Origin of the sequence: Marinobacterium alkalitolerans (assembly GCF_017776525.1) — a bacterium.
Lineage (GTDB): Bacteria > Pseudomonadota > Gammaproteobacteria > Pseudomonadales > Balneatricaceae > Marinobacterium > Marinobacterium alkalitolerans.
Genome location: NZ_JACVEW010000013.1, coordinates 1 through 23046 on the forward strand (window position 1 = coordinate 1; position 23046 = coordinate 23046).

Genomic DNA, 23046 nt, shown 5'->3' on the forward strand with positions numbered 1-23046 from the left:
CCTCCTCCACTAAAGCCACAAAAAAGGGACCCTCAAATGAGGATCCCTTTATGATCGAAAACTATGGGACAGCAGTGCCCTTGGTGGCCCCTTTTTCGTTTATGCCGCAGGCGTCCAGAGCGTCAGCTTGCGGAACCAGAACTGGCCGGACAGCTGTTCGCTCAGGCGGGCTTCAAGGTCAGCAGGTGTCAGGGAGTGGTACCGCAGCAGTTCGACCACCTGGCTGGACACCTTCAGCTCCAGCTCAAGGAAGTCCGGGTTGTAGTAGAGGGTCAGCTCGTAGTCCGGGTTCTCGCCCAGCGTCCGGCTGAGAATGGCATCGAGATGCTGCTGGATTTCGCGCCGCGAGGGCATGATGGGGCAGATGTTTTCCTCAAGCCCCTCATCGTCATAGGTATCGATGTGAAAAATCACATGGCTGATATCGTCGAAGCGGTTCTGAAGCTGGCAGACAACGTTATCACCGATGTAGTGGCCCTCGGCCGCGCTCAGGTGAGGTGCCACCTGAAGGTGCATCTCCAGCAGGCTCTGGTTGCCCATTTTGCGGCTCTTGAAACTGTGGACATTGATTACGCCGTCCACTGCCATGACATGCTCCCTTAAACGCTTGACCTTCTCCTCCGGCAGTGCCGTATCGACCAGTTCAGTGACACTGCGCGCAATCAGGTCCCAGCCGATCTTGCCAACCAGCAGCGCCACCAGGACGGCTGCCAGCGCATCCAGCCACCACCAGCCCGCCATGGCGCCTGCGACGGCCACCAGCACCACAATGGAGGAAAGTGCGTCTGTGCGGCTGTGCCAGGCATTGGCGATGATCAGGTCGGAATCAAGCTCCCGGCCCACCTTGAGGGTATAACGGAAAATCCATTCCTTGCCGAGAATCGAGATGGCGGCGGCAATCAGGGCGGGCCAGGCAGGTACGGTGGCCGGTTGATCGCTGAACAGCAGTTGCAGGCTGTCATAGGCCATGACGGCACCGACACCCACCAGCAGGGCACCGAGAACCACGGTGCCGACAGTCTCGAAACGTGCATGCCCCCAGGGGTGATTCTTGTCGGGGCCACGGTGTGACAGCCGCAGCACGATGACTACCATGAAATCAGTCGCGAGATCGGAAAGCGAGTGAATGCCATCCGCGATCAGAGCACTGGAGTGTGCCAACACACCAATCAGGATTTTGATAATGCCCAATACACCATCGAGCACAGCACCGATCAGTGTGACCTTTTCAGCGGCCTTGCGCCTAATATCCAGTTGTTCCTGCATTTTCCGCTGTCTCTACACAATGAAGCCGCAGATGATAGCGTTTTGAGATATGTCAGGCCAGTTGAGCGTGCTGAATATTCGTTCTTGTCATTGCTAACTTATTGTTAATAAAGAACTAAAAACAGCTGGTTAAAAAATAGGCAGTTTGTGGTCGAGCAAGTAACCATGCAGCTTGTCGCGGTTTGGTAATCAAATTTTCACAGTGTTATCCACAGTAGATGTGAGTAGGCGGCCGCAGGCCAGAGATACTGGTGTTTACCCTGATACGTTTGTGTCGGCAGTAGGGATTGCCTAAGATTAACTTTTTGCACGGATCCCGAGCGAATGGAAGCTTCAGCCATCACACAACTGTTTTTGCCACTGGCCCTGTTCATCATCATGCTGGGCGTGGGGATGACGCTGAGCGGGCGTGACTTTGGCTTGCTGTTGCGGGCTCCAAGAGCCGTCTTGACGGGCCTGGTGTCTCAACTTTGCCTGCTGCCTGTATTGGCGTTTATCGGTGTTCAGTTACTTGAGCTTTCAGCGGTGATGTCAGTCGGCCTGATGATTCTGGCGTTTGCACCGGGCGGGGTAACATCCAACATGTTATCGCTGCTGGCCAAAGGGGATACGGCACTGTCAGTTACGCTTACCGGGATCACCAGCCTGGTGACGCCTTTTACCCTGCCGCTCATGAGTGTGCTGGCGCTCAATTACTGGAGCCTGAGCGATGCCCAGATCAACTTGCCTGTGCTGCCGGCAATCGCAAAGATGGTTCTGATAACACTGGTGCCCATTGTGCTGGGCATGCTGGTGCATCATTTTTACCCACAGATTGCAGATCGCGCCCGGAAGGGCGTTAAACTGCTCTCCCTGCTGTTTATGCTGGTCGTTGTGGTCTCTATTGTACTGGCCAACAGTCAGCATCTGGGGGCTGTTTTGGCCTCTGCAGGGCCGGCAGTGCTGCTGGTCAGTGTGGGTGCCTTGCTGGTCGGCTATCTGGCAGGCACTTTCGCTGGCCTGAGCGGCAGGCAGCGCATCACGATTGGTCTGGAGACCGGTGTTCAGAACGCGGGAACGGCGCTGATGGTCACCAGTGGGCTGCTGGATAATCCTGAAATGTCCGCCATCGTACTCATGTACGGCGTTTTGATGCAGGTGCCGGCACTGGGTATCGTGCTTTGGCGCAACCCTGAATGGCTGGGTCTTGCTCCGCGCATGACAACCCAGGACTCCTAGTCGATACCCAACAGCTTGTGGGTCTGCAAGCTGAGCTTCCAGCGCGGGTGAGACAGGCAATACTCAACGCAGCGGCGCGTATATTGGGTTTGCAGCGGGCCGTCCATCGGTTGAAGGTAAAAGTGGGTGAACGCCATCTGTTCAAAACGTTCCGGCAGGGCCTTGCTTTGGGGGTAGACCAGTTTCAGCTCGTCTCCTCGGGTAATCACCAGCTCGGTATCCGCCTTGGGGCTTACGCAAACCCAGTCAATTCCTTCCGGCAGGGGTTTGGTCCCGTTGGTTTCAACAGCCACTTCAAAGCCTTCCCGGTGCAGGGCATCCACCAGTGCACTGTCCAGCTGGAGAGCGGGTTCTCCGCCGGTAAAGACCACATATCCCGCTTGAGCGGATTGATCAGGCCAGAACTCGGCGATGCGTCTGGCAAGCGCGTCTGCAGTGGCAAACTTGCCACCATTCTGCCCATCGGTTCCGACGAAGTCGGTATCGCAAAAGTCGCAGATAGCGCTGCTTCTGTCCTGCTCACGCCCGCTCCACAGGTTACACCCGGCAAAACGGCAAAAAACAGAAGGGCGACCAGCCTGTGCACCTTCACCCTGCAATGTGTAAAAAATCTCTTTAACGCTGTACATGCCGGCTCCTGAAAACAAGGCGACAAGTGTAGCGGCATTTTGACGTTGATCAAGCCGTATATCAGCTTACATTCATGTATGCGTTATACTGGGTCCTGAACATCAATAAGAAGGAACACGCTATGCTGAAACACTGGATAGCAGCCGCCTGTCTGGGGGCTATGGTATCAATGCCGCTGACCGCCCAGGCGGATGTGAAAATAGCGCCCGGGCTGACCAGCTTTACCGTGATGCATGACGGCAAGCCGGTTGAGGTGATGCGGGTACAGGATCAGGAGCATCGTATCCACCCATTGTACGCTCTGACTGCCCGGGGCATGCCGCAGGCGATGCACCCGTTCAAGCCACACCCTGTTGAAACCATTGCCGAGCGTGAGTTTGTGGACTACATGATGCAGGCCCAGCAGGATGAAAATGTGATGGTGGTCGATACCCGCACGATCGGCTGGCATGTGAGGCTGACCATCCCCGGTGCCAAGAGTTATCCATACACCATGATGGATGATCCGGATGACCGTGACTGGGCGCTTGAAGACTTCGGCGTGACCAGGCTGGGCGAGGGTGAGTATGACTTTTCCAACGCCAAGACGCTTGCCATGTTCTGTAACGGCTATTGGTGCGGCCAAACGCCAGCAATGATTCGCAAACTGCTGGCGCTGGGCTATCCGGCTGAAAAACTGAAGTATTATCGCGGCGGCATGCAGGCCTGGACAAGCCTGGGGCTGACGGTCGTCGGTGACGATGCCTCCTAGTGATCAGGCGTCGCTTCACCGCCCATCGCTGACAGGAGTTCAGGGAATAGCCGGCTATACTCCAGTCCCATGCGGGCTATATCGGCATCGTATGCGGCCAGCGCCTCATCCGGCGTATCCGCATCGACCTGCTCCTTGAACTCCTCTGTCAACCGTACCCGGTGCAGGCTGAGATCTTCATGCAGGACCAGTTCGAGCTGGTCCTGCCAGCCGAGTGCGAGGCGCTTGGCGAGCATGCCCGCTTGAAGATGTGCCTGAATCTCTTCGCTGAGCAGGTCCTGCCCCTTGATGGAAATCCTGGCACCTTCCGTCATGGGGTCATGCAGCTCGCATTCGTCCGCGAGCGACCAGCCCTGTGGCATGGCTTCACCCTGCAGCCACCCCGTCATGACTTTATCTGCTGATAGCTGCGTCATGGGGAGTGTTACCTTCAGGCTGCCCAAAGCCTCGCGCAGGGCGTTCAACACCTCTTCCGCGCGCTTGTGGCTGCTGGCATCTACCGCAATCCAGCCCTGTTGTGGCATCAGCAGGGCGAAGGTGCCCTTGCGGCGGGTGAAGCTGCGTGGCAGCAGGTCAAGCACCACCTCGTCCTTGAGCTGGAGCTTTTCTTTACGGTAAACCTTGCGTGACTGCTCGGCTTCAATCGCTTCAACCTTGTCAGCCAGTGCATCACGGATGACGCTGGCCGGCAGAATCCGTTCTTCCTGCAACAGGTTCACCAGCATGAAGCCCTGGCTGGCGAAGACGAGCATCTCATCCATCTCCTTGACCGGTCGGCTCCAGCCATGGGTGCTCAGCTCCTGGCTGCCGCAGGGGCGAAACGGATGGCCAGCCAGAGCTTCTTCAAGGTGCTCCGGGGTAAAGCCGGGTTCCGGGGTAAAACGATAGAAAATGAGGTTGCGGAACCAGAGCATGGTATCTCCTTGGGTGATGGTCCTGTTGGGGCGACAGAGTATAACAAAGGCGGGGGTCAGGGGCGTGGTGCATTCAGTGCGTCGTTGATCGCCTGGTCGAGGTAGTAACCATAAAAGTCGGTCGAGCTGATGCCGATCAGCGGGTCTGCCAAAGGCTCTCCGGCGGGACTGATCAGGCTGACCGTTGGATAGAAGCGCACGTTGTATCGGCTGGCGAATGCCGATGGGGTCAGGGTTGACCCGTCGCTATCGGTAATAGCCGGCGCAGTGGCCACCTTGTACTCTCGAATGACAAGCCCCTGTGGGGGCTGCTGTTCAAGGGGAACTAGAAACTCCTCCCGCACAAGGTCGCAAAAACGGCAATCAGGCTGCGAGAACAGAATCAGCACAGCCCTAGGGCGAGGCGTCATGCTGTCCAGCGCCTTGAGGCTGGTCAGGGGCTGGAGTGCCTGTGCCGCCACACTGGATGACAGGAGCAGCGCACAGGCAGACAAGACCCACTTCACCGCTGGCTGTCCATGAAAGCTGTGACCTGATCAACGACATCGTAGGCAAAGAGGTCACGAAAGAAATGATCAGCGCCGTTAATGGTGACGAATTCGACGCTGGGGTTTTGAACGGACTGCATGGCAGACGGCAGTTGTGGCACAACCTGATCTTCACTGCCGGCAATGACCAGGGTCGGCAGGCGCACATCAGTCAAAAGTGCAGGCGTGTTCAGCGCACCGTCGTTCTGGTAATAACTCAGGAAGCTGGCGGCGCCTACCTGAGCATCTTCGCAGTACAGGAAACCGACCGGCTCATCCAGCATCCCGCTGCCCTTGGCTTCGGCACGCTGCAGCACAGCCTTCAGTGGTGTGCCGTAGCGTGCTTCGTATTGTTTGGCTTCATATTGCGGGTGCCAGGTCATCGGGGCCAACAGCACCTGGCCTTGCAGCAGGGGGCTGTTGAGCTGGGCACTCAGGCGTGCGATCTGATTACCGCCACGTGAATGCCCCAGCAGGATAATCTTCGCGGGTTGTTGCTCGGCCAGCCAGTCAAACCAGCGCTTGAGTTCGGAAACTGCATCCTGATGTCGGTGCCGGTGCGGGACACTGCAGTCGTACATGCCTTCACGGTTCGAGATGCCCAGGCTCAGGGTCGGGGCCAGGCTGGGCAGATCGTACTCGGCCAGTGTCTCCTGAAGGGTCGTAATCACGTCCATACGGCCATGGGCCAGGGTGCCGTGGCCGATCAAAACCACGGTTTGGCCCTCAAGGGAGCTCTGGCCGGCAGTCTCAAGCTGCGCGTTGAGCAGCATATCACCCTGCTCAAGCTGAATGTTTTCGGCAGCTGCCACCAGGGGTGTCAGCAGAGTGGCCAGCAAGCAGGCAATACGCAGCATGAGAAAACCTCCGTTCGTTATCAGTTACCTTCGTAGGCTAGCAAAGTAAACACGGGAATACCCAGTTCCTGGATCCGAGTAGAGCCCTGAAGATCCGGCAGATCGATCAGTGAAGCCGCTTCGACAACCTCGGCGCCAAGCTTGTTAATCAGTGTGCATGCGGCGAGCAAAGTACCCCCGGTGGCAATCAGGTCATCAAACAGCAGCACTTTATCGCCGGCGGAGAGGGCGTCTGTCTGCATTTCGACGGCCGCCTTGCCATATTCCAGCTCGTATTCCTGGTGGATGGTTTCGCCCGGCAGCTTGCCTTTCTTGCGTACCAGTACCAGAGGCAGGTTCAGCTGGTGCGCCATGATGGCGCCAAACAGGAAACCGCGGGCATCGACGCAGGCAATGTGGGTGATTTCAGAGTTCAGATACCGTTGTATGAACGCATCGGACACCATGCGCATGGCCTTGGGGTCCTTGAAGATGGGAGTTACATCGCGAAATATCACGCCGGGTTCGGGCCAGTCATGCAGGGAACGAATGACAGACTTCACATAAAACTCATCGTAGGACATAGATATTTATCCGAACAGGCAAGCTGTTGATATAACTCAATGCTGGGATAGTGGAATACAGGTGTAATGGCTTCGTTGGGTTACACATTGAGATGGCTACTTCATTGTGCAACTTGGGCACAGTCCGGCAGGACTGTGCCTTTTTTATTGCGTGAACGGATGGCCCGTCCCTGGAGGCCAGTGTTACGCAGTATCAGGATGATTTTTCCTGGCTGTGAGGGCACTCGTCACCACGGGGCTCGCCGGACAGACGGTACATCTCTTCCAGGTTGGTCAGTTCAACTTCCTTTCCGTCCACACGCATCAGTTCCATCTTCTGGAAACGGGTGAAGATACGGCTGACGGTTTCGACGGCGAGACCGAGGTAGTTGCCGATTTCATTGCGTGACATGGACAGGCGGAAGTTGGAGGCTGAATAGCCGCGGGCCTTGAAGCGTTGCGAGAGCTTCAGCAGGAAGGTCGCGACACGCTGCTCGGCATTTTTCTTGGACAGCAGCATCATCATCTGCTGATCATCACGCAGTTCCTTGGACATGCTGCGCAGCATCTGACGCCGCAACTCGGGCAACTGACCCGAGAGCTCATCCAGTCGTTCAAACGGGATTTCGCAGACAGTCGTCGTTTCAAGCACCTTGGCAGACATGGGGTAGTCGCTGGCATCGTAACCACTCAGGCCAACCAGTTCCCCGGGGAAGTAAAAGCCGGTGATCTGCTCCTCGCCTTCATTGGTCAAGGTGTAGCTTTTGATGGAACCGGCACGGATGGCGTACACCGAGTTGAATGGCTCACCCTGATGAAACAGGTGCTCGCCTTTTTTCAGCGGACGACTTTTATCGATGATATCGTCCAGCCGGTCTATTTCCGTCAGTTCAAGAGAGACCGGCAAGCACAACGAGCTGAGACTGCAGGTTTTGCAGTGAACTTGCGGCAGACTATGGAGCTTTCCCTGAGATTTCCAATCGGCCATGGGGGTGTTCCTATTGTTGGTGGTTACATCGCGATGGCTTTCACCGCATTATGTAACATTTACCCCCATGGGTGAAGCCTGCCTCAAACCCCTTCCTCTCCCGGTCAGATGATGCGGGAGAAATTGTTGCTCGGTTGCTGTTTCGGAATGTAGGCATCAAATGCCATGCAGATGCGTCGAATCAGCAGACGGCCTGCCGGTGTCACCTCAATTTTTTCCGGTGTCAGGGTGATCAGGCCGTCACGGGCAAACTGCTGCAACTCATCCTGTTCGTCTTTGAAGTAGCTGTCGAAAGCTTCACCAAAGGGCGCCATGATGGCAGTCTTGTCGAGTTTAAACTGGCAGATCAGCTGTGTAATCACGGCTCGGCGGATATGGTCATCCCGGGTCAGGGCGACACCGCGTTTGACCGCAAACTGCTGCTGACTGACGGCCTGTGTGTAGGCGCTCAGGTCATGCTCATTCTGATAGTAGACATCACCGATCTGGCTGATGGCCGAGACCCCCATGGCCACCAGGTCACAATCCGAATGAGTCGTATATCCCTGGAAGTTTCGGTGCAGCTTGCCTTCGGCCTGAGCGATTGCGAGTTCGTCCTCGGGCTTGGCGAAGTGATCCATGCCGATATACACATAGCCTGCATCCAGCAGTCGCTGAATGGTGTGCTGCAGAATGTTCAGTTTGGCAGCGGCAGATGGCAGATCATCGGCACGGATATGTTTCTGGGAGCGGAACCGGTCGGGGAGGTGTGCATAGTTGAAGACCGACAAGCGGTCCGGGCTCATCTCGATGACGGTATCCAGCGTATCGGCAAAGCTCGCCTCGGTCTGATGCGGCAGGCCGTAGATCAGGTCCATGTTGATGGACTTGAAGCCCAGCTCGCGAGAACGCGTCAGAATGGCGGCTGTCTGTTCGGTCGGCTGTACGCGGTTAACGGCTTCCTGGACCTGTGGATTGACATCCTGAACGCCCAGACTGATCCGGTTGAAGCCGATGTCGCGCAGCACGCCGAGCGTGTCATGACTGGCTTCACGGGGGTCGATTTCGATGGAATAGTCGCCCTTGTCATCGTCACGCAGGCGGAAGTGCTTGCCCAGCATCTGCATGAGCTCACGCATCTGCTCGTCACTGATGAAGGTGGGAGTGCCGCCCCCCCAGTGAAGCTGATTGACAATGCGATCCTGGCTGTACCACTCGGCAAGCTGTGCCATCTCCTGGTACAGAGTATCGAGATAGGGTTGGGCCTTGTTGCGGTTGCGAGTGATAACCTTGTTGCAGGCACAGTAGTAACACACGTGCGCACAAAAGGGGATATGCACATACAGGGACAGTGGTGCGCTGGTGTCGGCCGTTTCCCGCGCCGTAGACAGGAGTGCTTCAGGTGCAAGCGGGCTGTCAAACTGGATGGCTGTCGGGTAGGACGTATAACGGGGGCCAGACAGGTCGTAACGGCGGATCAGGTCCAGATCCCAGCGGATATCAGTGTCTCGTTTCACCACAAAACCTCATGCATAGGTGGTCAGGTGCGCAGTATAGCGGCTTGGGGCATCAGCCGGGTTGATGAGTATCAAGCAAGGCCAACCATGGCAGCGTGAATACGCCAAACAGAATGACCAGGCCGCCTGCGGCCTGGCGTACGCCTCGTCGCTGGAGCAATTGACGCAATTGGCTGGCCAGCAGGGAGGTGGTCATCATAGCCGGCAGGGTACCGAGGCCAAACAGCAGCATCAGGAGTCCGCTTTGCCAGGGGCTGCTGGCTGCGGTGCCCGACCAGATCAGGGTTGTATACACCAGTCCGCAGGGGAGCCAGCCCCAGAGCCCGCCCAGCAACAGGCATTTCCAGAGACGGTCGGCGGGGAGCAGCTTGCCTGTCCAGGGCTGGATATGGCGCCACAGCAGCTGGCCCACACGTTCCAGGTAGGCGGCGCCCTGCCACCACTGGGCGATGTACAGGCCCATCACGATCATGACCGTGGCCGCGAACGTCCTAAGCACCAGCCCCAGTGACTGGCCTTCTGACAGAAGGTGACCGAGCTGCCCAACCAAAAGGCCGGCAAGGGCATAACTGAGCAGGCGGCCCAGATTGAATGCCAGCAGAAAAACGGGTTGTCCGGCCTTGCCACCTGAAGACAGTGCCACGCTGCCGGCAATGCCGCCACACATGCCGATACAGTGAGTGCTGCCGGCAAGGCCGAACAGAACAGCGGCCAGCGCTATCGGCAACTCAGTGATCAATCCTGTTGTCCTTCTTCCGGCTTCTTCTGACGTGCATCATCCGGGATAAGGTCGTCATCGTCGTCATACAGAATGCGATGGGCCGGGGAGTCCAGGTCATCAAACTGCCCCTGCTTCACACTCCAGAAAAAAGCCCAGATGGCAACACTGGCCAGGATAATGGCAATGGGGATCAGCAGATAGATTATGTCCATGACTTAGCTCCGTGAGGCGGCTTTGACGCGGGGCGCCCGTGCCAGGCGCATGGCATTGCCCACTACAATGAGTGAGCTGGCAGACATGCCAACCGCTGCCATGTAGGGGGCGATAAAGCCCAGGGCTGCAAGTGGCAGCGCGACCAGGTTATACAGCAGGGCCCAGCTGAGGTTTTCGCGTATGACAAGGCGCGTTTTACGCGCCAGCATGATGCCCAGTGCCAGGCGCTGAAGCTCGCCGGAGATCAAGACGGCATCGGCGCTGGTCTTGGCCAGGTCTGTGGCGCTGCCCATCGCAATGGAGGTTCGGGCACCTGCCAGCACCGGGATGTCATTGATCCCGTCGCCGACCATGACAACACTGGCGCCAGATGATTGCAACTCAGTAATGTAGGCCAGTTTCTGGTCCGGTGACATGCCCTGATGCACGTCTGTAATCCCCAGTTCATCGGCGACGCGGTGGGCGGCCGCGGACTCGTCGCCGGTCAGCATGGCTACCTGAATCCCCCGGCCCTGCAGAAGGCGAATCAGCGTGCCGGCGTCCTGGCGAATCTGGTCATCCACTGCAAACCAGGCAACGGGGCCTTCGGTATCGGCCAGCAGCAGCCATTGACGTGACTGATCAGGTGGCGCCGGGCGCTCGTCGTTATACAGCAGCGCGGCATAGGATGCCTTGCCGAGACGGTACTGGGTACCTTCAAACTGACCTTCAACACCGTCATTGACCTCAACGCGAATATCATTGGCCGGCTTGATGAAGAACGGGCGAAATGCCTGTGCGATCGGGTGTTCTGATGCCTGCTCCAGCGCGGCCGCAATCGTATAGGCATCCTGAGTGCCTTCGCGAAGTGGCACCATGTCCTGAATGCTCAGGTTGCCCTCGGTGAGAGTGCCTGTCTTGTCAAAGACAACGTGAGTGGCACTGGCCAGCCCTTCCAGTACATGGCCCCGTGTGATCAGGAGGCCCTGCTGGCGCAGGGTGCCGGTTGCTGCGGTGAGCGCCGTGGGCGTGGCCAGCGAAAGTGCGCAGGGGCAGGTGACCACCAGTACCGAGAGGGTGATCCAGAAGGCGTCTTCCGGGGCAATCATATACCAGGCTGATGCAACGCTGACCGAGGTTATCAGCACGGCCAGAACGAAGTAGCGAGCCACCCGGTCAGCCGTTTTCGCCGTGGCCGGTTTTTCCGACTGAGCCCGTTCGATCAGGCTGATGATCGCGGAAATGCGGGTATTCTGACCGGTTTCGGTAATGCGCACCTTGATCGGGTGTTCAACATTGATGGTGCCGCCCACCACGGTGCCGTCAACGCCGCGACTGACCGGCAGGTATTCTCCGGTCAGGGCCGACTCGTCGATGCTGGACTGGCCTTCAATGATGATGCCATCAGCGGGAATGGTATGGCCGGGTTTGACCAGTACCAGATCGTCAACGCGCAGTTCAGAAGCGGGGATCAGGCGTTCTCGCCCGGACTCGAGCAGAGTTGCACTGCCCGGCAAAAGATCCATCAGGGCATTGCCGGCTCGGCCGGTTCTGTGGCGTGCCTGCATCTCGACAAAGCGCCCGATCAGCAGAAAAAAGGTGAACATTGTCACCGAGTCGAAATAGACTTCGCCCGTGTTGGTTACAGTGGCCCAGATGCTCGCCAGATAGGCGGCGCCAATGGCGATGGAGACGGGGACGTCCATGCTCAGATGGAGCGTGCGGATATCACGCCAGGCTGCTACGAAAAAGGGTCGGGCAGAGTAGAGCACCACGGGAGTGGTAATAACGAGGCTGCTCCAGCGAATAAATTCAACAAAGCGGGCTTCCATATCCTGCAGTGCACCGGCATACAGAGCAACGGCCATCATCATAACCTGCATCATGCCGACACCCGCGATACCCAGTCGGCGGATGGCGCGTTTCTTTTCAGCCTCCAGCAGCTGCTCTTCCTTATTGGGGTGGAAGGGGTGGGCGCGATAGCCGATATGAATCACTTCGGCCAGCAGGCGACTGAGCGGTGTTTCTGAAGGGTTCCAGACCAGGCGTGCCCGGTGGTTGGTCAGGTTGACGCTGAACGACTCTACGCCCGGCTGGCGAGTCAGGTGGTGTTCAAGCAGCCAGACGCAGGCGGCGCAGGTGATCCCTTCGATCACGAGCGTGGCTTCTGAGCGCTCATCGGTCAGTCTGCGAACAAAGCCGGCCTGAATGGATTCGGTATCGTACAGCGCAAGTTCTTCATCCACCGGACCTGATGCCGAGCGATTATCGGGCGCAGGAGCCTTGCTGTCACGGTGTCGGTAGAAGTTGTCCAAACCACCATCCACGATGGTCTGAGAGACGGCCTGACACCCCGGGCAGCACATGGGCTGAGGGGTGCCGTTGATGACGGTCGTATAGTCGGCGCCGGACGGGACTGGCAGACCGCAGTGATAGCAGTCCACCGCCTCAGCTTTCAGCGCATGTGAGGTCTTGGCGTTCACTGCGCGCTGAGGGTATAGCTGAGTTGATCTTCAAAGGGAGGGTTGATCTCCAGACGTACCTGCCAGCTGTCGTCCATGGGGGCCAGAGACAGGTAGCGCTTGCTGGTGATGGTGCCTTGCAAGCTGGTCGCGTAGAGCCCTTTTCCATCCACGCTGCGCAGCGTCAGAATCTGGTCATATTTCTGGTGTGTCGGGTGAATGATGCTCAGGCGCAACTGGTCTGGATAGCTGTTGAGCAGGCTATTGAGACGAAGGTTGGCATCACCCGTAACCATATCGAGTTTAAGGTCAGCCTGTACCTGAAGTTCACGGGCATGGTCGGCACGCGAGGTGTCGATATTCATGCCACGGGCAACCTTGTAGTAATCCTCTTTTACCACCCCATCGCTGGTGGTAACTGCCACGTAGACGAATATGCTGGCGTAAATCAGGACGGCAAATAATGGTGCAAGAACGAACCAGAGCCAGGGCTGCTTGAACCAGGGGGCGGGAGCTTGTTCGTGTGTATTCATGACACTCCTTGAAATACAGGCGGCCGGAAGAACCGGCCGCCATTCTAACCCAAATCAGGCTGTGAAGGGACTAGCGTTGAGGTATGGGACCAAGAAAACGGCTTTCAGTTTCCGTAACGATCGAACTGTTTTCCAGCGCCTCAACCTTGAACAGAATGTCAGAATTGCGGCCGGGCAGTGCGTCCGGTGCAATCTGCAGGCGGACCGGGTAGGTCAGCAGCTCACCTGCGGAGACGGAGATCTCTGTCTCGCTGATCATATTGAGCCCGTCCAGTCCTGACACGGCGATACGGTACTGTCGGTCCTCCTGATCCTTGTTGGCAACCTTGAGGGTGTATACGTTCTCAATCATGCCGGAGGGCGTGGTCGTATAGAGCTCGCCGCGTTCACGAATAACGTCCACCTCAAGTGGAACACGGTCCGCAATGGCCCAGGCAAAGGCGCCGAACATCACCATCAGGGCTGCGAAGTAGCCGATCAGGCGCGGGCGCAGCAAATGGGTTTTCTTGCCATTAAGGGCATGCTCAGTGGTGTAGCGTACCAGGCCAGGCTCATAGCCCATGCGTTCCATCATGTCGTCACAGGCATCCACGCAGGCTCCGCAGGCCACGCATTCGTACTGCAGACCATCACGAATGTCGATACCGACCGGACACACGTGTACACAGGCATGGCAGTCAATGCAGTCACCCAGACCGGCTGCATCCTTGTCCGCGTTCTTCTTGCGCTTGCCACGCGGCTCGCCGCGCGCTTCGTCATAGGAGATGATCAGGGTGTCCTGGTCAAACATGACGCTCTGGAAGCGAGCATAGGGGCACATGTAGATACAGACCTGCTCGCGCAGCCAGCCGGCGTTGCCGTAGGTGGCAACGGTAAAGAACGCAAGCCACCAGGTCTCCCAGGGGCCCAGATCCCAGGTGAAGATGCTGGGGACCAGTTCACGAATGGGGGAGAAGTAGCCGACGAAGGCAATCGCAGACGCGGCGGCGATCAGGATCCAGATCAGGTGCTTGGCACCTTTGCGCACGGCCTTTTCCTTGCTCATGGGCTGTTTGTCCATGCGCATGCGCTTGTTACGGTCGCCCTCGGTAACGCGCTCGGCCCAGATGAACAGCCAGGTCCAGACAAACTGAGGGCAGGCATAACCACACCAGAGTCGGCCGGCGAAGACCGTCACGAAGAAGAGTGTGAAGGCCAGAATGATCAACAGCCAGGAAAGCAGCATGAAGTCCTGAGGCCAGAAGGTCATGCCAAAGATATGGAATTGGCGGTTCGGCAGGTCAAACAGAACTGCCTGTCGTCCGTCATATTGAATCCAGGAAACGCCATAGAACATCGCCAGCATGATAAAGCCGGAAATGATGCGGAAGTTTTTGAAGAAGCCCTTGTAGAACTTAACGTAAATGTGTTCGCGCTTGGCGTAGAGGTTGTAGGTTTCGACTTCGCCTCCCTTGGCCTTTTTGCCAGGGGTGACATCCTTGACCGGTATCTGATTCATGCCAGTACCTACTGCTGTTTAATATCGACAGGTCCACTCTAAATTCATTAGAGATACCGAATATTATACTAGGGCCCAAACAAAAAAGGCGACATGATTTGCATCATGCCGCCTTGTCGTAAAGCGTATTGCGTTTACTTGTTGGACAGGCTGTAAACGTATGCTGCGATCAGGTGAATCTTGTCTTCAGACAGAAGATCCTTCTGAGCAGGCATCACGCCAGCACGGCCGGCACGGATAGTGTGAGCGATCTGCTTGAACTCACCACCATACAGCCAGATGTCGTCGGTCAGGTTGGGTGCACCCAGTGCCTGCATGCCCTTGCCTTCAGGGCCGTGGCAGGCGGTACACAGAGCCTGGAACTGCTTCTCACCGTTGGTGACATCAGTACCGGTTGCCGGCTCCATGCCGCTCAGGGTCATGACATAGCTGGCTACGTCACGTACGCCGTCTTCGCCCAGAACATCAGCCCACGCCGGCATGCCGCCGTTACGGCCCTGAGTGATGGTGTGCTTCAGAGTGGCAGGGTCGCCACCGTACAGCCAGTCATCATCGGTCAGGTTCGGGAAGCCAATGGCGCCTTGGCCCGCAGAGCCGTGACATACGGCACAGTTGTTGGCAAACATGCGCTGACCCATTTTCAGGCCTTCTTCGTGTTCGGGCATCTGCAGCTCTTCGATTGAAAGGGCGGCATACTTGGCGAACACGGGGCGATACACTTCTTCAGCGTGCTGCATTTCACGCTCCCACTGGTTGTGAGAGGTCCAGCCCAGCAGGCCTTTGAAGTTACCCAGACCCGGGTACAGCATCAGGTAACCCAGACCGAAGATGACAGTTGCTACGAACATGTAGAACCACCACTGCGGCAGCGGGTTGTCATACTCTTCGATACCGTCGAAAGAGTGACCTACAGTCTCTTCGGTCGTTTCCTTGAATTTCTCGCTCTTGCGTGTGGCAAGCAGCAGCCAGGTGCAGCCGAAGATGACTGCCAGGGTAATCACGGTTACCCACGCGCTCCAGAAAGCACTCATTTGTCGTCTCTCCTGTTATGGGCCCTGTCTTCTCGTTCAAGCTCTTCACGGCTCCGTTTGTCCTGCTCATCATCTTCAAATGGCAGTTGGGAAGCCTCATCGAACCGCTTTTTGTTACCGGGCAACAATACCCAGATAAACAGGCCGATGAACGTGATCAGCATTATGACCGGGATGAAAGGGCCATAAACCTCGTAACTCACTGAAAATTACCGCTTGTTGGTATAAACAGAGTGCGTTTTACCCAGCGACTGGAGGTAGGCAACCAGAGCATCAATCTCGGTTTTACCCTGCACCTCGTCACGGGCTGCGCTGATCTGTTCATCAGTGTACGGTACGCCCAGCTTACGCAGCGCTTCCATCTTCGCTGCAGTGTCCTTGCCGCTCAGCTTGTTTTCAAACAGCCAGGGGTAGGACGGCATTTTGGACTCGGGTACAACGTCACGCGGGTTGTACAGGTGAGCCTTCTGCCAAGCATCGGAGTAACGACCACCAACACGTGCCAGGTCAGGACCCGTACGCTTGGAGCCCCACAGGAACGGGTGTTCCCATACGTGCTCGTTGGCGGTGGAGTAGTGACCGTAACGCTCGGTTTCAGCACGGAACGGACGGATCATCTGAGTGTGGCAGACGTGGCAGCCTTCCTTGATGTAGATGTCGCGACCTTCCAGTTCCAGTGCGCTGTAGGTGCGCAGGCCTTCAATCGGCTTGGTGGTCGAACTCTGGAAGAACAGAGGTACGATTTCCGCCAGGCCGCCGCCGCTGATCACGATGATGATCAGCAGGATCATGAGGCCGATATTCTTTTCAATCGTTTCGTGTTTGATCATTGCTATCTGCTCCTCGTCTCAATCAGGCCGCCTGCGCAGAAGGTTCAGCTGCCTTGACGGAGCTGCCGCTGCGAACGGTCTGCCAAACGTTGAAGGCCATCAGCAGCATACCGGTCAGGAAGAACATGCCGCCGATCCAGCGAACCAGGTAACCCGGGTGGCTGGCTTCAAGCGCTTCGACGAAGCTGTAGGTCAGGGTGCCGTCTTCGTTGACTGCGCGCCACATCAGACCCTGCAGGATACCGTTAACCCACATGGAGCAGATGTACAGTACGGTACCGATGGTTGCGAGCCAGAAGTGGGTGTTGATCAGGCCGATGGAGTACATCTGTGCCTTGCCGAACAGTTTCGGGATCATGTGGTACACCGCACCGATAGAGATCATGGCAACCCAGCCCAGAGCACCGGCGTGTACGTGACCGACGGTCCAGTCAGTGTTGTGAGACAGGGCGTTGACGGTCTTGATGGACATCATCGGGCCTTCGAAAGTGGACATGCCGTAGAAGGACAGGGATACCACCAGGAAGCGCAGGATGGGGTCGGTGCGCAGCTTGTGCCAAGCGCCGGACAGGGTCATCATGCCGTTGATCATGCCACCCCAGGACGGAGCCAGCAGGATCAGGGACATCACCATGCCGACAGACTGAGTCCAGTCCGGCAGAGCAGAGTAGTGCAGGTGGTGACCACCGGCCCACATGTAGGTCGCGATCAGTGCCCAGAAGTGCACGATGGACAGACGGTAGGAGTAGATCGGACGCTCGGCCTGCTTGGGTACGAAGTAGTACATCATGCCCAGGAAGCCTGCTGTCAGGAAGAAGCCTACCGCGTTATGGCCGTACCACCACTGAACCATTGCGTCCACGGTACCCGGGTAAACGGAGTAGGACTTGGTCAGGGTGACAGGCATGGCAACGCTGTTGACGATATGCAGGACTGCAACCGTGATGATGAACGCCATGTAGAACCAGTTGCCCACATAGATGTGAGACGTCTTACGGTTCTTGACGGTGCCCAGGAAGACAATGGCGTAGCTGACCCAGACAACGGCGATCAGGATGTCGATCGGCCATTCCAGTTCGGCGTACTCCTTGGCGGAGGTCAGGCCGAGCGGGAGGGTGATGGCTGCCGCCAGAATAACTGCTTGCCAGCCCCAGAATGTGAAAGACGCCAGAGCATCTGAGAACAGTCGGGTCTGACAGGTGCGCTGTACGACATAATAGGATGTCGCAAACAGTGCACAGCCACCAAACGCGAAAATGACCGCGTTGGTGTGTAACGGACGAATACGTCCGTAGGTCAACCAGGGGATATCAAAGTTCAGTGCAGGCCACACCAGCTGGGCGGCGATCAAGACGCCGACGCCCATACCGACGATGCCCCAGACCACCGTCATGATGGCGAACTGGCGCACGACTTTGTAATTGTAAGTCGGGTGTTCAGTTGCAGTGCTCATGTCAGGCTCTCATCAACAAGCTAATAGTAGTAAGAAGAGTTCCACCGGCAATTATCTTGGAATACCCACGTCATTTCAATGAAATGGAACCTTTTAGTGCGGTTGTTTGTCGCAGGTGTGTTTTTGTCGGAAGAATTGGCAAGAAGTCCGCTGTTGAAAATATAGGGTATTGAATAATAAGGAATTTTATTTTGAGGTATGGCGCTCTTCGTAGAGTTTAGAGATGCCGTGCGGGTGAAAAATTGCTTTTTATCCGGTGTTCTTCGCGCGATTTACCGCTTTGCTTGATATGGATCAAGGAGGCATTTTTGGCTGATTTATGACCACCCTAATCCTTTTGGGCTGTTGTTATTAGACTAAGGGCTTACTATAGTTGCGCGCCATTGATCGGGAGGCTGTATGAGTGATTTGAATACTGTTTTGTTGCACTGCCGCGGTGGCTTTGAAAAGGAATGTGCGGCGGAGATTGTGGCGCGCAGTGCCGAGCAAGGGGTATTCGGCTATCCCCAGTTTGAAGCCGGGCAGGCGTATGTGCTGTTTCATTGTCACGCGCCCGGCGGTGCTGAAGAGCTGGTCACTCGCTTGCGGTTTGAGCGCCTGATTTTTGCGCGCCAATGGTGTGCCTGTCTGCCTCTCGTCTCCGGTCTGTCCAAACGGGATCGGATAACCCCTCTGCTGGAGCAGTGTCGCCAGTTGCCTCAGGCGGCAGAATTGATGGTGGAAGTGGCGGATACCACCGAAGGGCGGGAGTTGCAGGGTTTTGCCCGCAAGTTCGGTTCAGCCCTGTCCCAGGCGTTGCGGCAGGAGGAAATCCTGCTGCCCCGCAAGCAGAAGTCGGACTGGCGCATGCACCTGTTTGTAATCGATGGTCAGACGCTTTGGCTGGGCGCCGCGCCCGCCAGAAACAGCTCCCCGCTGCCGATGGGTATTCGCCGTCTCAAGTTTCCCCATCATGCACCCAGCCGTTCCACGCTGAAGCTTGAGGAGGCCTGGCTGCACTTCCTTTCTGCAGGGCGTCAAAAAAGACTGCTGGCGCCCGGCATGACAGCTGTTGATCTGGGTGCCGCCCCGGGAGGGTGGACCTGGCAGCTGGTCAAGCATCACATGCGTGTGACGGCGGTCGATAATGGCCCGATGGACGAAGCGTTGATGGAGTCCGGCCAGGTCGAACACCGTCAGGAAGACGCTTTCACGTTTGTGCCGCCCAAGCCAGTTGACTGGCTGGTGTGTGATATCGTCGACAAGCCTGCCCGGGTTACGGAGTTGATGTTGCGCTGGGCGCTTTCAGGCTGGTGCAAACAGGCGATGTTCAACCTCAAGCTGCCGATGAAGAAACGTTTTGACGAGGTTGAACACTGTCTGCAGCATCTGGAAGCGGCCTTGCACGAGGCGGGAGTTGAGTATCGCCTGAGGGCGCGACAGCTCTACCATGACCGCGAAGAGATTACCTGCTGGCTGTCCCTGAGTGAGCCGGGTCAGTGACTGAACACGGTCACCTTTTCCTCCGTTTCCAGCATCAGGTTGATCTGATCCATCATGGCGCGCCGTTCCTCTGAGCCGGCCCAGCGCTGCCAGTCGCTCTCGTTGCGATAGGTCGCTAGTACCACGCGATGATTGGGGTCGGCGGTGTTATGGAGCGCCTCGCCCGAGATGAAACCGGGGAAATGCATGGCTGCCTGCAGTGTTTCACGCGCAATGCGGTCGTAATGCTCACTTAGCTCGGATGCTACATGTCGCTCAATCAGAACACGAATCATCGGCTTACTCCTTGAGTGATGGTCTTTATATCAGGATAATCGCTACTCGTGCCGGCGCAAGCCCGTTTCGGCATGGGGCGGCTACGGGCTGCATGTATTTACAGGAATTGTGCGTTATCCATGAAACAGACTGTTGACCATGAACTGGATGCAACCGGACTGCTGTGCCCGGAGCCGGTAATGCTGCTTCACAACAAAGTGCGTGAAATGGCGGCGGGTGAGTTGCTTAAGGTCCTGGCGACCGACCCGTCCACTCAGCGCGATATTCCGAAGTTCTGTACTTTCCTCGGTCACTCTCTTCAGCATCAGGAAGTGATGGAGGGGGATATTTATGTATACGTGATCGAAAAAGGGGCTGACTGAGTGTCGGATCTTGATGAGATGCAGCAGGATGTTGAGGCACTGCTGCAGGAATGTGAAAAACGCCTGTCCGCAGTCGAGCAGCGCAGTCAGGCATCTAACCGAACAACAGAGAGTCAAAAAGTGAACGAAAACGCCACTGGCAAGAATCGCTCTAAAAACCGTGCTGCCAACCAGGCGGCTCTGGACCAGCTGATTGAAGCCTACCCACAGACGTTCAGTCGTGACAATGTGCGCCCCCTCAAGATCGGAATTCAGGAAGATCTGATTGCAGATGAAAAGCTGGCGCGCAACCGCATCAAGCGGGCACTGGCGACCTATGTCCGCTCGATCGCCTACCTCAAGTCGGTTCAGGAAGGTGTTGATCGGGTCGATCTGAAGGGCGAGGCCAGTGGTCAGGTGACAGCCGGGGAGGCGGAGCATGCCGCCGCGCGCCTGAAAGAGATTCGTGATCAGCGTCGGCAGCGCCAGCAGGAAGAGCGTCGTCAGGAGCGTGAGAGTCGCCAGAAGCAGAAAGAAGAGCGCCTGAGCCGCAAGCTGGAAGCGCTGGTGAACAAAAAGGGCCGCTGATACTCGCCTTGAAAAACGTGACGGTTGCCTCCAACTTGAATAAGAGTTCAGTTGTGAGGTTCCGTCATGTCCAACCCCGTACATATCTCCTGCCGAAGTTGTCTTGCCACCAATCGTGTACCTGAGGCGAGGCTCTCCGCTGCACCTGTCTGTGGCCGCTGTCGCAAACCGCTTTTTTCAGGGGCTGCCGTCGAAGTGGATGAGTCTGGATTTCAGCGTCTGATCAATAATACCGACCTGCCGGTTGTGATTGATTTCTGGGCTGAATGGTGTGGTCCCTGCAAAATGATGGCGCCGGTTTTTCAGCAGGCAGCCCGGGAGCTGGAGCCTGACTGCCTGTTGGTGAAGGTCAATACCGAACAGGCCCCATCACTGGCCAATCAGTTTCAGATCCGCAGTATTCCCACGCTGATGATCATGCATCAGGGGCGTGAGGTGAGTCGCCAGGCGGGCGCCATGAATCTGACCAGCCTGGTCAACTGGGTCCGGTCAGTGATCTGAGTCACTGCCCAGTGCACAGGGTTGCCCGTGCAGGTAGCCCTGTGTCCCGTCGATTTTCATCTCAATGAGCTTGCCGCGTTGGGCTTCGCGTTCGACGTGTTCGGCATAGGCCCGAATTTCAAGGCTGTGTGCCACGCTGATCAGACTGCTGACGAAAAAGCTGTCTTCATCACTGCTATCGAGCTGACGCACCAGAGAGCCATCAATCTTGAGATAGTCAGGCTTGAGTGCATACAGGTAGCTGAAGCCGTTCGGGTGGGTGCCGAAGTTGTCGACCCCGAATGTCACATCAAGGGCCTTGAGCGAATTGCGCAGGGACTGAATCGCATCAAGGCGTGTCAGAATGGCGGTCTCGTTCACTTCAATTGACAGGCGGCTGCGGGCAGGGCTTTGCTCGAGTACCCGGAGCAGCCAGTCGACAAATTCCTTCTGGCTCAGCGTCTGGTTGGCCAGGTTAACCGACAGGGACAGGTTGGTGTCCGACTGGCGCAAGTAGGTCAAGGCGCGCTCGATCACGAGGCGGTCAATCAGCGGTAGCAGGTCAAGGTCGCGTGCTACGCCGAGGAACTCGCCCGCGTTACAGGGCTCATTTTCCTGGTTCAGAATGCGGGCAAACACTTCTGCATGTACAGGGACATTGTCCTGTCCCACGAGCGTCTGCTGCTGAAGGAAGATCTGGCCGTTGCTGATGGCGTTGGCCACATGTTCCTGCCACTGCTCAGACCAGCCCCGTTGTGCCTTGTGCTGGCTGAAGAAGGCGATGGGGCGCTTTTCTTGTTCGGCATCGTCTGCGGCCATACGTGCCTGAGACACCAGTGTTTCGGTGCTGTCATGGTTGTCCTGGCTGCTGATGCCGAGGCAGACAATGCGCGTTTCGCTCGGTGTATGCTCCAGCTGGTGGAAGAGAGCGTCAATCTGCTCTATCAGGGGTTCAAGGGTCTGCTGCCACTGGTCCCGGGTTCGGCGGCGGGCGAGCAGCACCAGTTCGGCGCCACCCAGGCGGCCGGTCACATGGAAGCCCAGCTGTTTGCCCAGTTCGTCCAGCAGCTTGGCGCTGGTCTGAATCAGGTGGTTGGTAGCGTCTTCACCCAGAGACTTGTTCAGCCCCTGCAGATCGATCAGGCGCAGAATAATCAGTGAGGCCGGGCCAAAGTCCTGACGGTATTCCAAATGCTCATTCAGCTGGGTCAGGGTCGCACGACGGTTGTTCAGTCCTGTCAGACTGTCGCGGTAGGCTGCGGCACGCAGCGACTCGATATTGCGATTCTGTTCGTTGAACATGTTTTCGACCTGTCGAACCATGAGGTTCATGGCCGTTACGACGCGACGCAGCTCACGTGTTTTGGGCAGTTTGGGCTGCTCAATGTACTCGCGTCGCGCCAGTGCCATGGCCTGGTGCTCGACGCCGCGCAGCGGGCTGAGCAGAATGCGCAACAGACCCGACAGCAACAGTGCTGCCAGCAGGGAGAGGATGGCGGACAATACCAGTGCATTGCGCACGCCCTCCCAGAGCTGTTCATAGGCATAGCCGGCCCGGCTGCGGATATGGATGCTGCCCACCTGTTGCCAGCTGTAGGCGATCTGGCGTGTCTTGGTCGGCGGGGTAATGTCGATCAGGTGCATGAACCAGGCGGGGGCCTGAATCGGCGTTTCACTGGTGTATTCCTTGCGATACATGGGGTCGCCGGATGCGTCCAGAACGTCAATCTGCTGATAAAAGCCGCTGTCAAAGATGGCATTGACCGCCGTTTCAACGGTGGCGACATCCCCTTGCTGCATGTAGGGAGCAAGGTAAAGACCCAGATGGGTCGCACCGTCTTCCGCATGGGATTCCAGCTGGGTGACGAGCGTGTTGCGTGAGCTGTCAGACAGGATGTACAGCGTACTGACTGCCAGGCCGAGTATGACGGCAATAACGGTGGCAATGATCTGGTTGGTCAAAGACATCG

The 23046-nt window shown here is 57.0% G+C and carries 25 protein-coding genes; 6 read left to right on the forward strand and 19 right to left on the reverse strand.

Annotated elements, in window-relative coordinates; genetic code table 11:
• Window positions 1–99: 99 nt before the first annotated feature.
• Entirely contained in the window at window positions 100–1266 is a 1167-nt protein-coding gene (locus tag H9C73_RS09470; protein WP_209287585.1) for a cation diffusion facilitator family transporter, read from the reverse strand.
• Between the two features lie 324 nt (window positions 1267–1590).
• On the opposite strand from H9C73_RS09470, the gene H9C73_RS09475 reads away from it, so the two are divergent.
• Window positions 1591–2484 (forward strand): bile acid:sodium symporter family protein, encoded by an 894-nt coding sequence (locus H9C73_RS09475; protein WP_209287586.1) that lies wholly within the window; start codon window positions 1591–1593, stop codon window positions 2482–2484.
• Here H9C73_RS09475 and queE read toward each other — a convergent pair.
• Window positions 2481–3113: a 7-carboxy-7-deazaguanine synthase gene (gene queE / locus H9C73_RS09480; RefSeq protein ID WP_209287587.1), complete on the reverse strand. Its 633-nt coding sequence runs from the start codon at window positions 3111–3113 to the stop codon at window positions 2481–2483. The two genes, H9C73_RS09475 and queE, sit on opposite strands and share 4 nt — an antisense overlap.
• Before the next feature lie 122 nt (window positions 3114–3235).
• On the opposite strand from queE, the gene H9C73_RS09485 reads away from it, so the two are divergent.
• Entirely contained in the window at window positions 3236–3865 is a 630-nt protein-coding gene (locus H9C73_RS09485) for a rhodanese-like domain-containing protein (RefSeq protein WP_209287588.1), read from the forward strand.
• Here the strand turns inward: H9C73_RS09485 and H9C73_RS09490 are convergent.
• From H9C73_RS09490 to ccoN, 15 genes are all read right to left on the reverse strand, one after another.
• Window positions 3862–4779, reverse strand: a complete 918-nt coding sequence (locus H9C73_RS09490) for a recombination-associated protein RdgC (protein WP_209287589.1) — start codon at window positions 4777–4779, stop codon at window positions 3862–3864. The genes H9C73_RS09485 and H9C73_RS09490 overlap by 4 nt on opposite strands.
• A 56-nt stretch (window positions 4780–4835) precedes the next feature.
• Window positions 4836–5285, reverse strand: a complete 450-nt coding sequence (locus H9C73_RS09495) for a thioredoxin family protein (RefSeq protein ID WP_209287590.1) — start codon at window positions 5283–5285, stop codon at window positions 4836–4838.
• The gene (locus H9C73_RS09500) at window positions 5282–6163 is read right to left on the reverse strand and encodes an alpha/beta hydrolase (RefSeq protein WP_209287591.1); all 882 of its coding nucleotides are present in this window, start codon (window positions 6161–6163) and stop codon (window positions 5282–5284) included. Before H9C73_RS09500 ends, H9C73_RS09495 begins: the two co-directional genes overlap by 4 nt.
• Window positions 6164–6183: 20 nt before the next feature.
• Window positions 6184–6726 (reverse strand): adenine phosphoribosyltransferase, encoded by a 543-nt coding sequence (locus tag H9C73_RS09505; protein ID WP_209287592.1) that lies wholly within the window; start codon window positions 6724–6726, stop codon window positions 6184–6186.
• Window positions 6727–6919: 193 nt separating this feature from the next.
• Window positions 6920–7693, reverse strand: a complete 774-nt coding sequence (gene fnr / locus H9C73_RS09510) for a fumarate/nitrate reduction transcriptional regulator Fnr (protein WP_209287593.1) — start codon at window positions 7691–7693, stop codon at window positions 6920–6922.
• A gap of 104 nt (window positions 7694–7797) precedes the next feature.
• Complete coding sequence (hemN, locus tag H9C73_RS09515; protein WP_209287594.1) at window positions 7798–9189, reverse strand: oxygen-independent coproporphyrinogen III oxidase; 1392 nt, start codon at window positions 9187–9189, stop codon at window positions 7798–7800.
• Window positions 9190–9241: 52 nt separating this feature from the next.
• Complete coding sequence (locus H9C73_RS09520; RefSeq protein ID WP_236014202.1) at window positions 9242–9928, reverse strand: sulfite exporter TauE/SafE family protein; 687 nt, start codon at window positions 9926–9928, stop codon at window positions 9242–9244.
• A complete protein-coding gene (gene ccoS / locus H9C73_RS09525) occupies window positions 9925–10122 on the reverse strand; it encodes a cbb3-type cytochrome oxidase assembly protein CcoS (protein WP_209287595.1) in 198 nt (65 codons plus the stop codon). The genes H9C73_RS09520 and ccoS overlap by 4 nt, the downstream gene beginning before the upstream one ends.
• Before the next feature lie 3 nt (window positions 10123–10125).
• On the reverse strand, window positions 10126–12585 hold the full coding sequence (locus H9C73_RS09530) for a heavy metal translocating P-type ATPase (protein ID WP_328797956.1): 2460 nt from the start codon (window positions 12583–12585) through the stop codon (window positions 10126–10128).
• The gene (locus H9C73_RS09535) at window positions 12582–13097 is read right to left on the reverse strand and encodes a FixH family protein (protein ID WP_209287596.1); all 516 of its coding nucleotides are present in this window, start codon (window positions 13095–13097) and stop codon (window positions 12582–12584) included. The genes H9C73_RS09530 and H9C73_RS09535 overlap by 4 nt, the downstream gene beginning before the upstream one ends.
• A gap of 70 nt (window positions 13098–13167) precedes the next feature.
• Window positions 13168–14595, reverse strand: a complete 1428-nt coding sequence (gene ccoG / locus H9C73_RS09540) for a cytochrome c oxidase accessory protein CcoG (RefSeq protein WP_209287597.1) — start codon at window positions 14593–14595, stop codon at window positions 13168–13170.
• Window positions 14596–14729: 134 nt separating this feature from the next.
• Window positions 14730–15626: a cytochrome-c oxidase, cbb3-type subunit III gene (gene ccoP, locus H9C73_RS09545; RefSeq protein ID WP_209287598.1), complete on the reverse strand. Its 897-nt coding sequence runs from the start codon at window positions 15624–15626 to the stop codon at window positions 14730–14732.
• Window positions 15623–15790, reverse strand: coding sequence for a cbb3-type cytochrome oxidase subunit 3 (locus H9C73_RS09550; protein WP_236014208.1), 168 nt, complete (start codon window positions 15788–15790; stop codon window positions 15623–15625). The genes ccoP and H9C73_RS09550 overlap by 4 nt, the downstream gene beginning before the upstream one ends.
• 45 nt (window positions 15791–15835) lie before the next feature.
• Window positions 15836–16456 carry a cytochrome-c oxidase, cbb3-type subunit II gene (gene ccoO, locus H9C73_RS09555; protein WP_209287600.1) on the reverse strand — a complete coding sequence of 207 codons (621 nt, stop codon included), beginning with the start codon at window positions 16454–16456 and terminating at the stop codon, window positions 15836–15838.
• 22 nt (window positions 16457–16478) lie between these two features.
• Window positions 16479–17909 (reverse strand): cytochrome-c oxidase, cbb3-type subunit I, encoded by a 1431-nt coding sequence (gene ccoN / locus H9C73_RS09560; protein ID WP_209287601.1) that lies wholly within the window; start codon window positions 17907–17909, stop codon window positions 16479–16481.
• A gap of 399 nt (window positions 17910–18308) precedes the next feature.
• On the opposite strand from ccoN, the gene rlmM reads away from it, so the two are divergent.
• Window positions 18309–19391 carry a 23S rRNA (cytidine(2498)-2'-O)-methyltransferase RlmM gene (rlmM, locus tag H9C73_RS09565; RefSeq protein ID WP_209287602.1) on the forward strand — a complete coding sequence of 361 codons (1083 nt, stop codon included), beginning with the start codon at window positions 18309–18311 and terminating at the stop codon, window positions 19389–19391.
• Here rlmM and H9C73_RS09570 read toward each other — a convergent pair.
• Window positions 19385–19666: an antibiotic biosynthesis monooxygenase family protein gene (locus H9C73_RS09570; RefSeq protein WP_209287603.1), complete on the reverse strand. Its 282-nt coding sequence runs from the start codon at window positions 19664–19666 to the stop codon at window positions 19385–19387. The two genes, rlmM and H9C73_RS09570, sit on opposite strands and share 7 nt — an antisense overlap.
• Window positions 19667–19786: 120 nt before the next feature.
• On the opposite strand from H9C73_RS09570, the gene tusA reads away from it, so the two are divergent.
• The 3 genes from tusA to trxC all read left to right on the forward strand — a co-directional run bounded on the left by tusA (window position 19787) and on the right by trxC (window position 21097).
• Complete coding sequence (gene tusA / locus H9C73_RS09575; RefSeq protein ID WP_209287604.1) at window positions 19787–20029, forward strand: sulfurtransferase TusA; 243 nt, start codon at window positions 19787–19789, stop codon at window positions 20027–20029.
• The gene (locus H9C73_RS09580) at window positions 20030–20596 is read left to right on the forward strand and encodes a ProQ/FinO family protein (RefSeq protein WP_328797957.1); all 567 of its coding nucleotides are present in this window, start codon (window positions 20030–20032) and stop codon (window positions 20594–20596) included. It begins immediately after the preceding gene.
• 66 nt (window positions 20597–20662) lie between these two features.
• Window positions 20663–21097, forward strand: coding sequence for a thioredoxin TrxC (gene trxC / locus H9C73_RS09585; RefSeq protein ID WP_209287605.1), 435 nt, complete (start codon window positions 20663–20665; stop codon window positions 21095–21097).
• On the opposite strand, the gene H9C73_RS09590 is transcribed toward trxC, so the two are convergent.
• Window positions 21086–23044, reverse strand: a complete 1959-nt coding sequence (locus H9C73_RS09590) for a bifunctional diguanylate cyclase/phosphodiesterase (protein WP_209287606.1) — start codon at window positions 23042–23044, stop codon at window positions 21086–21088. The genes trxC and H9C73_RS09590 overlap by 12 nt on opposite strands.
• Between the last annotated feature and the right edge of the window lie 2 nt (window positions 23045–23046).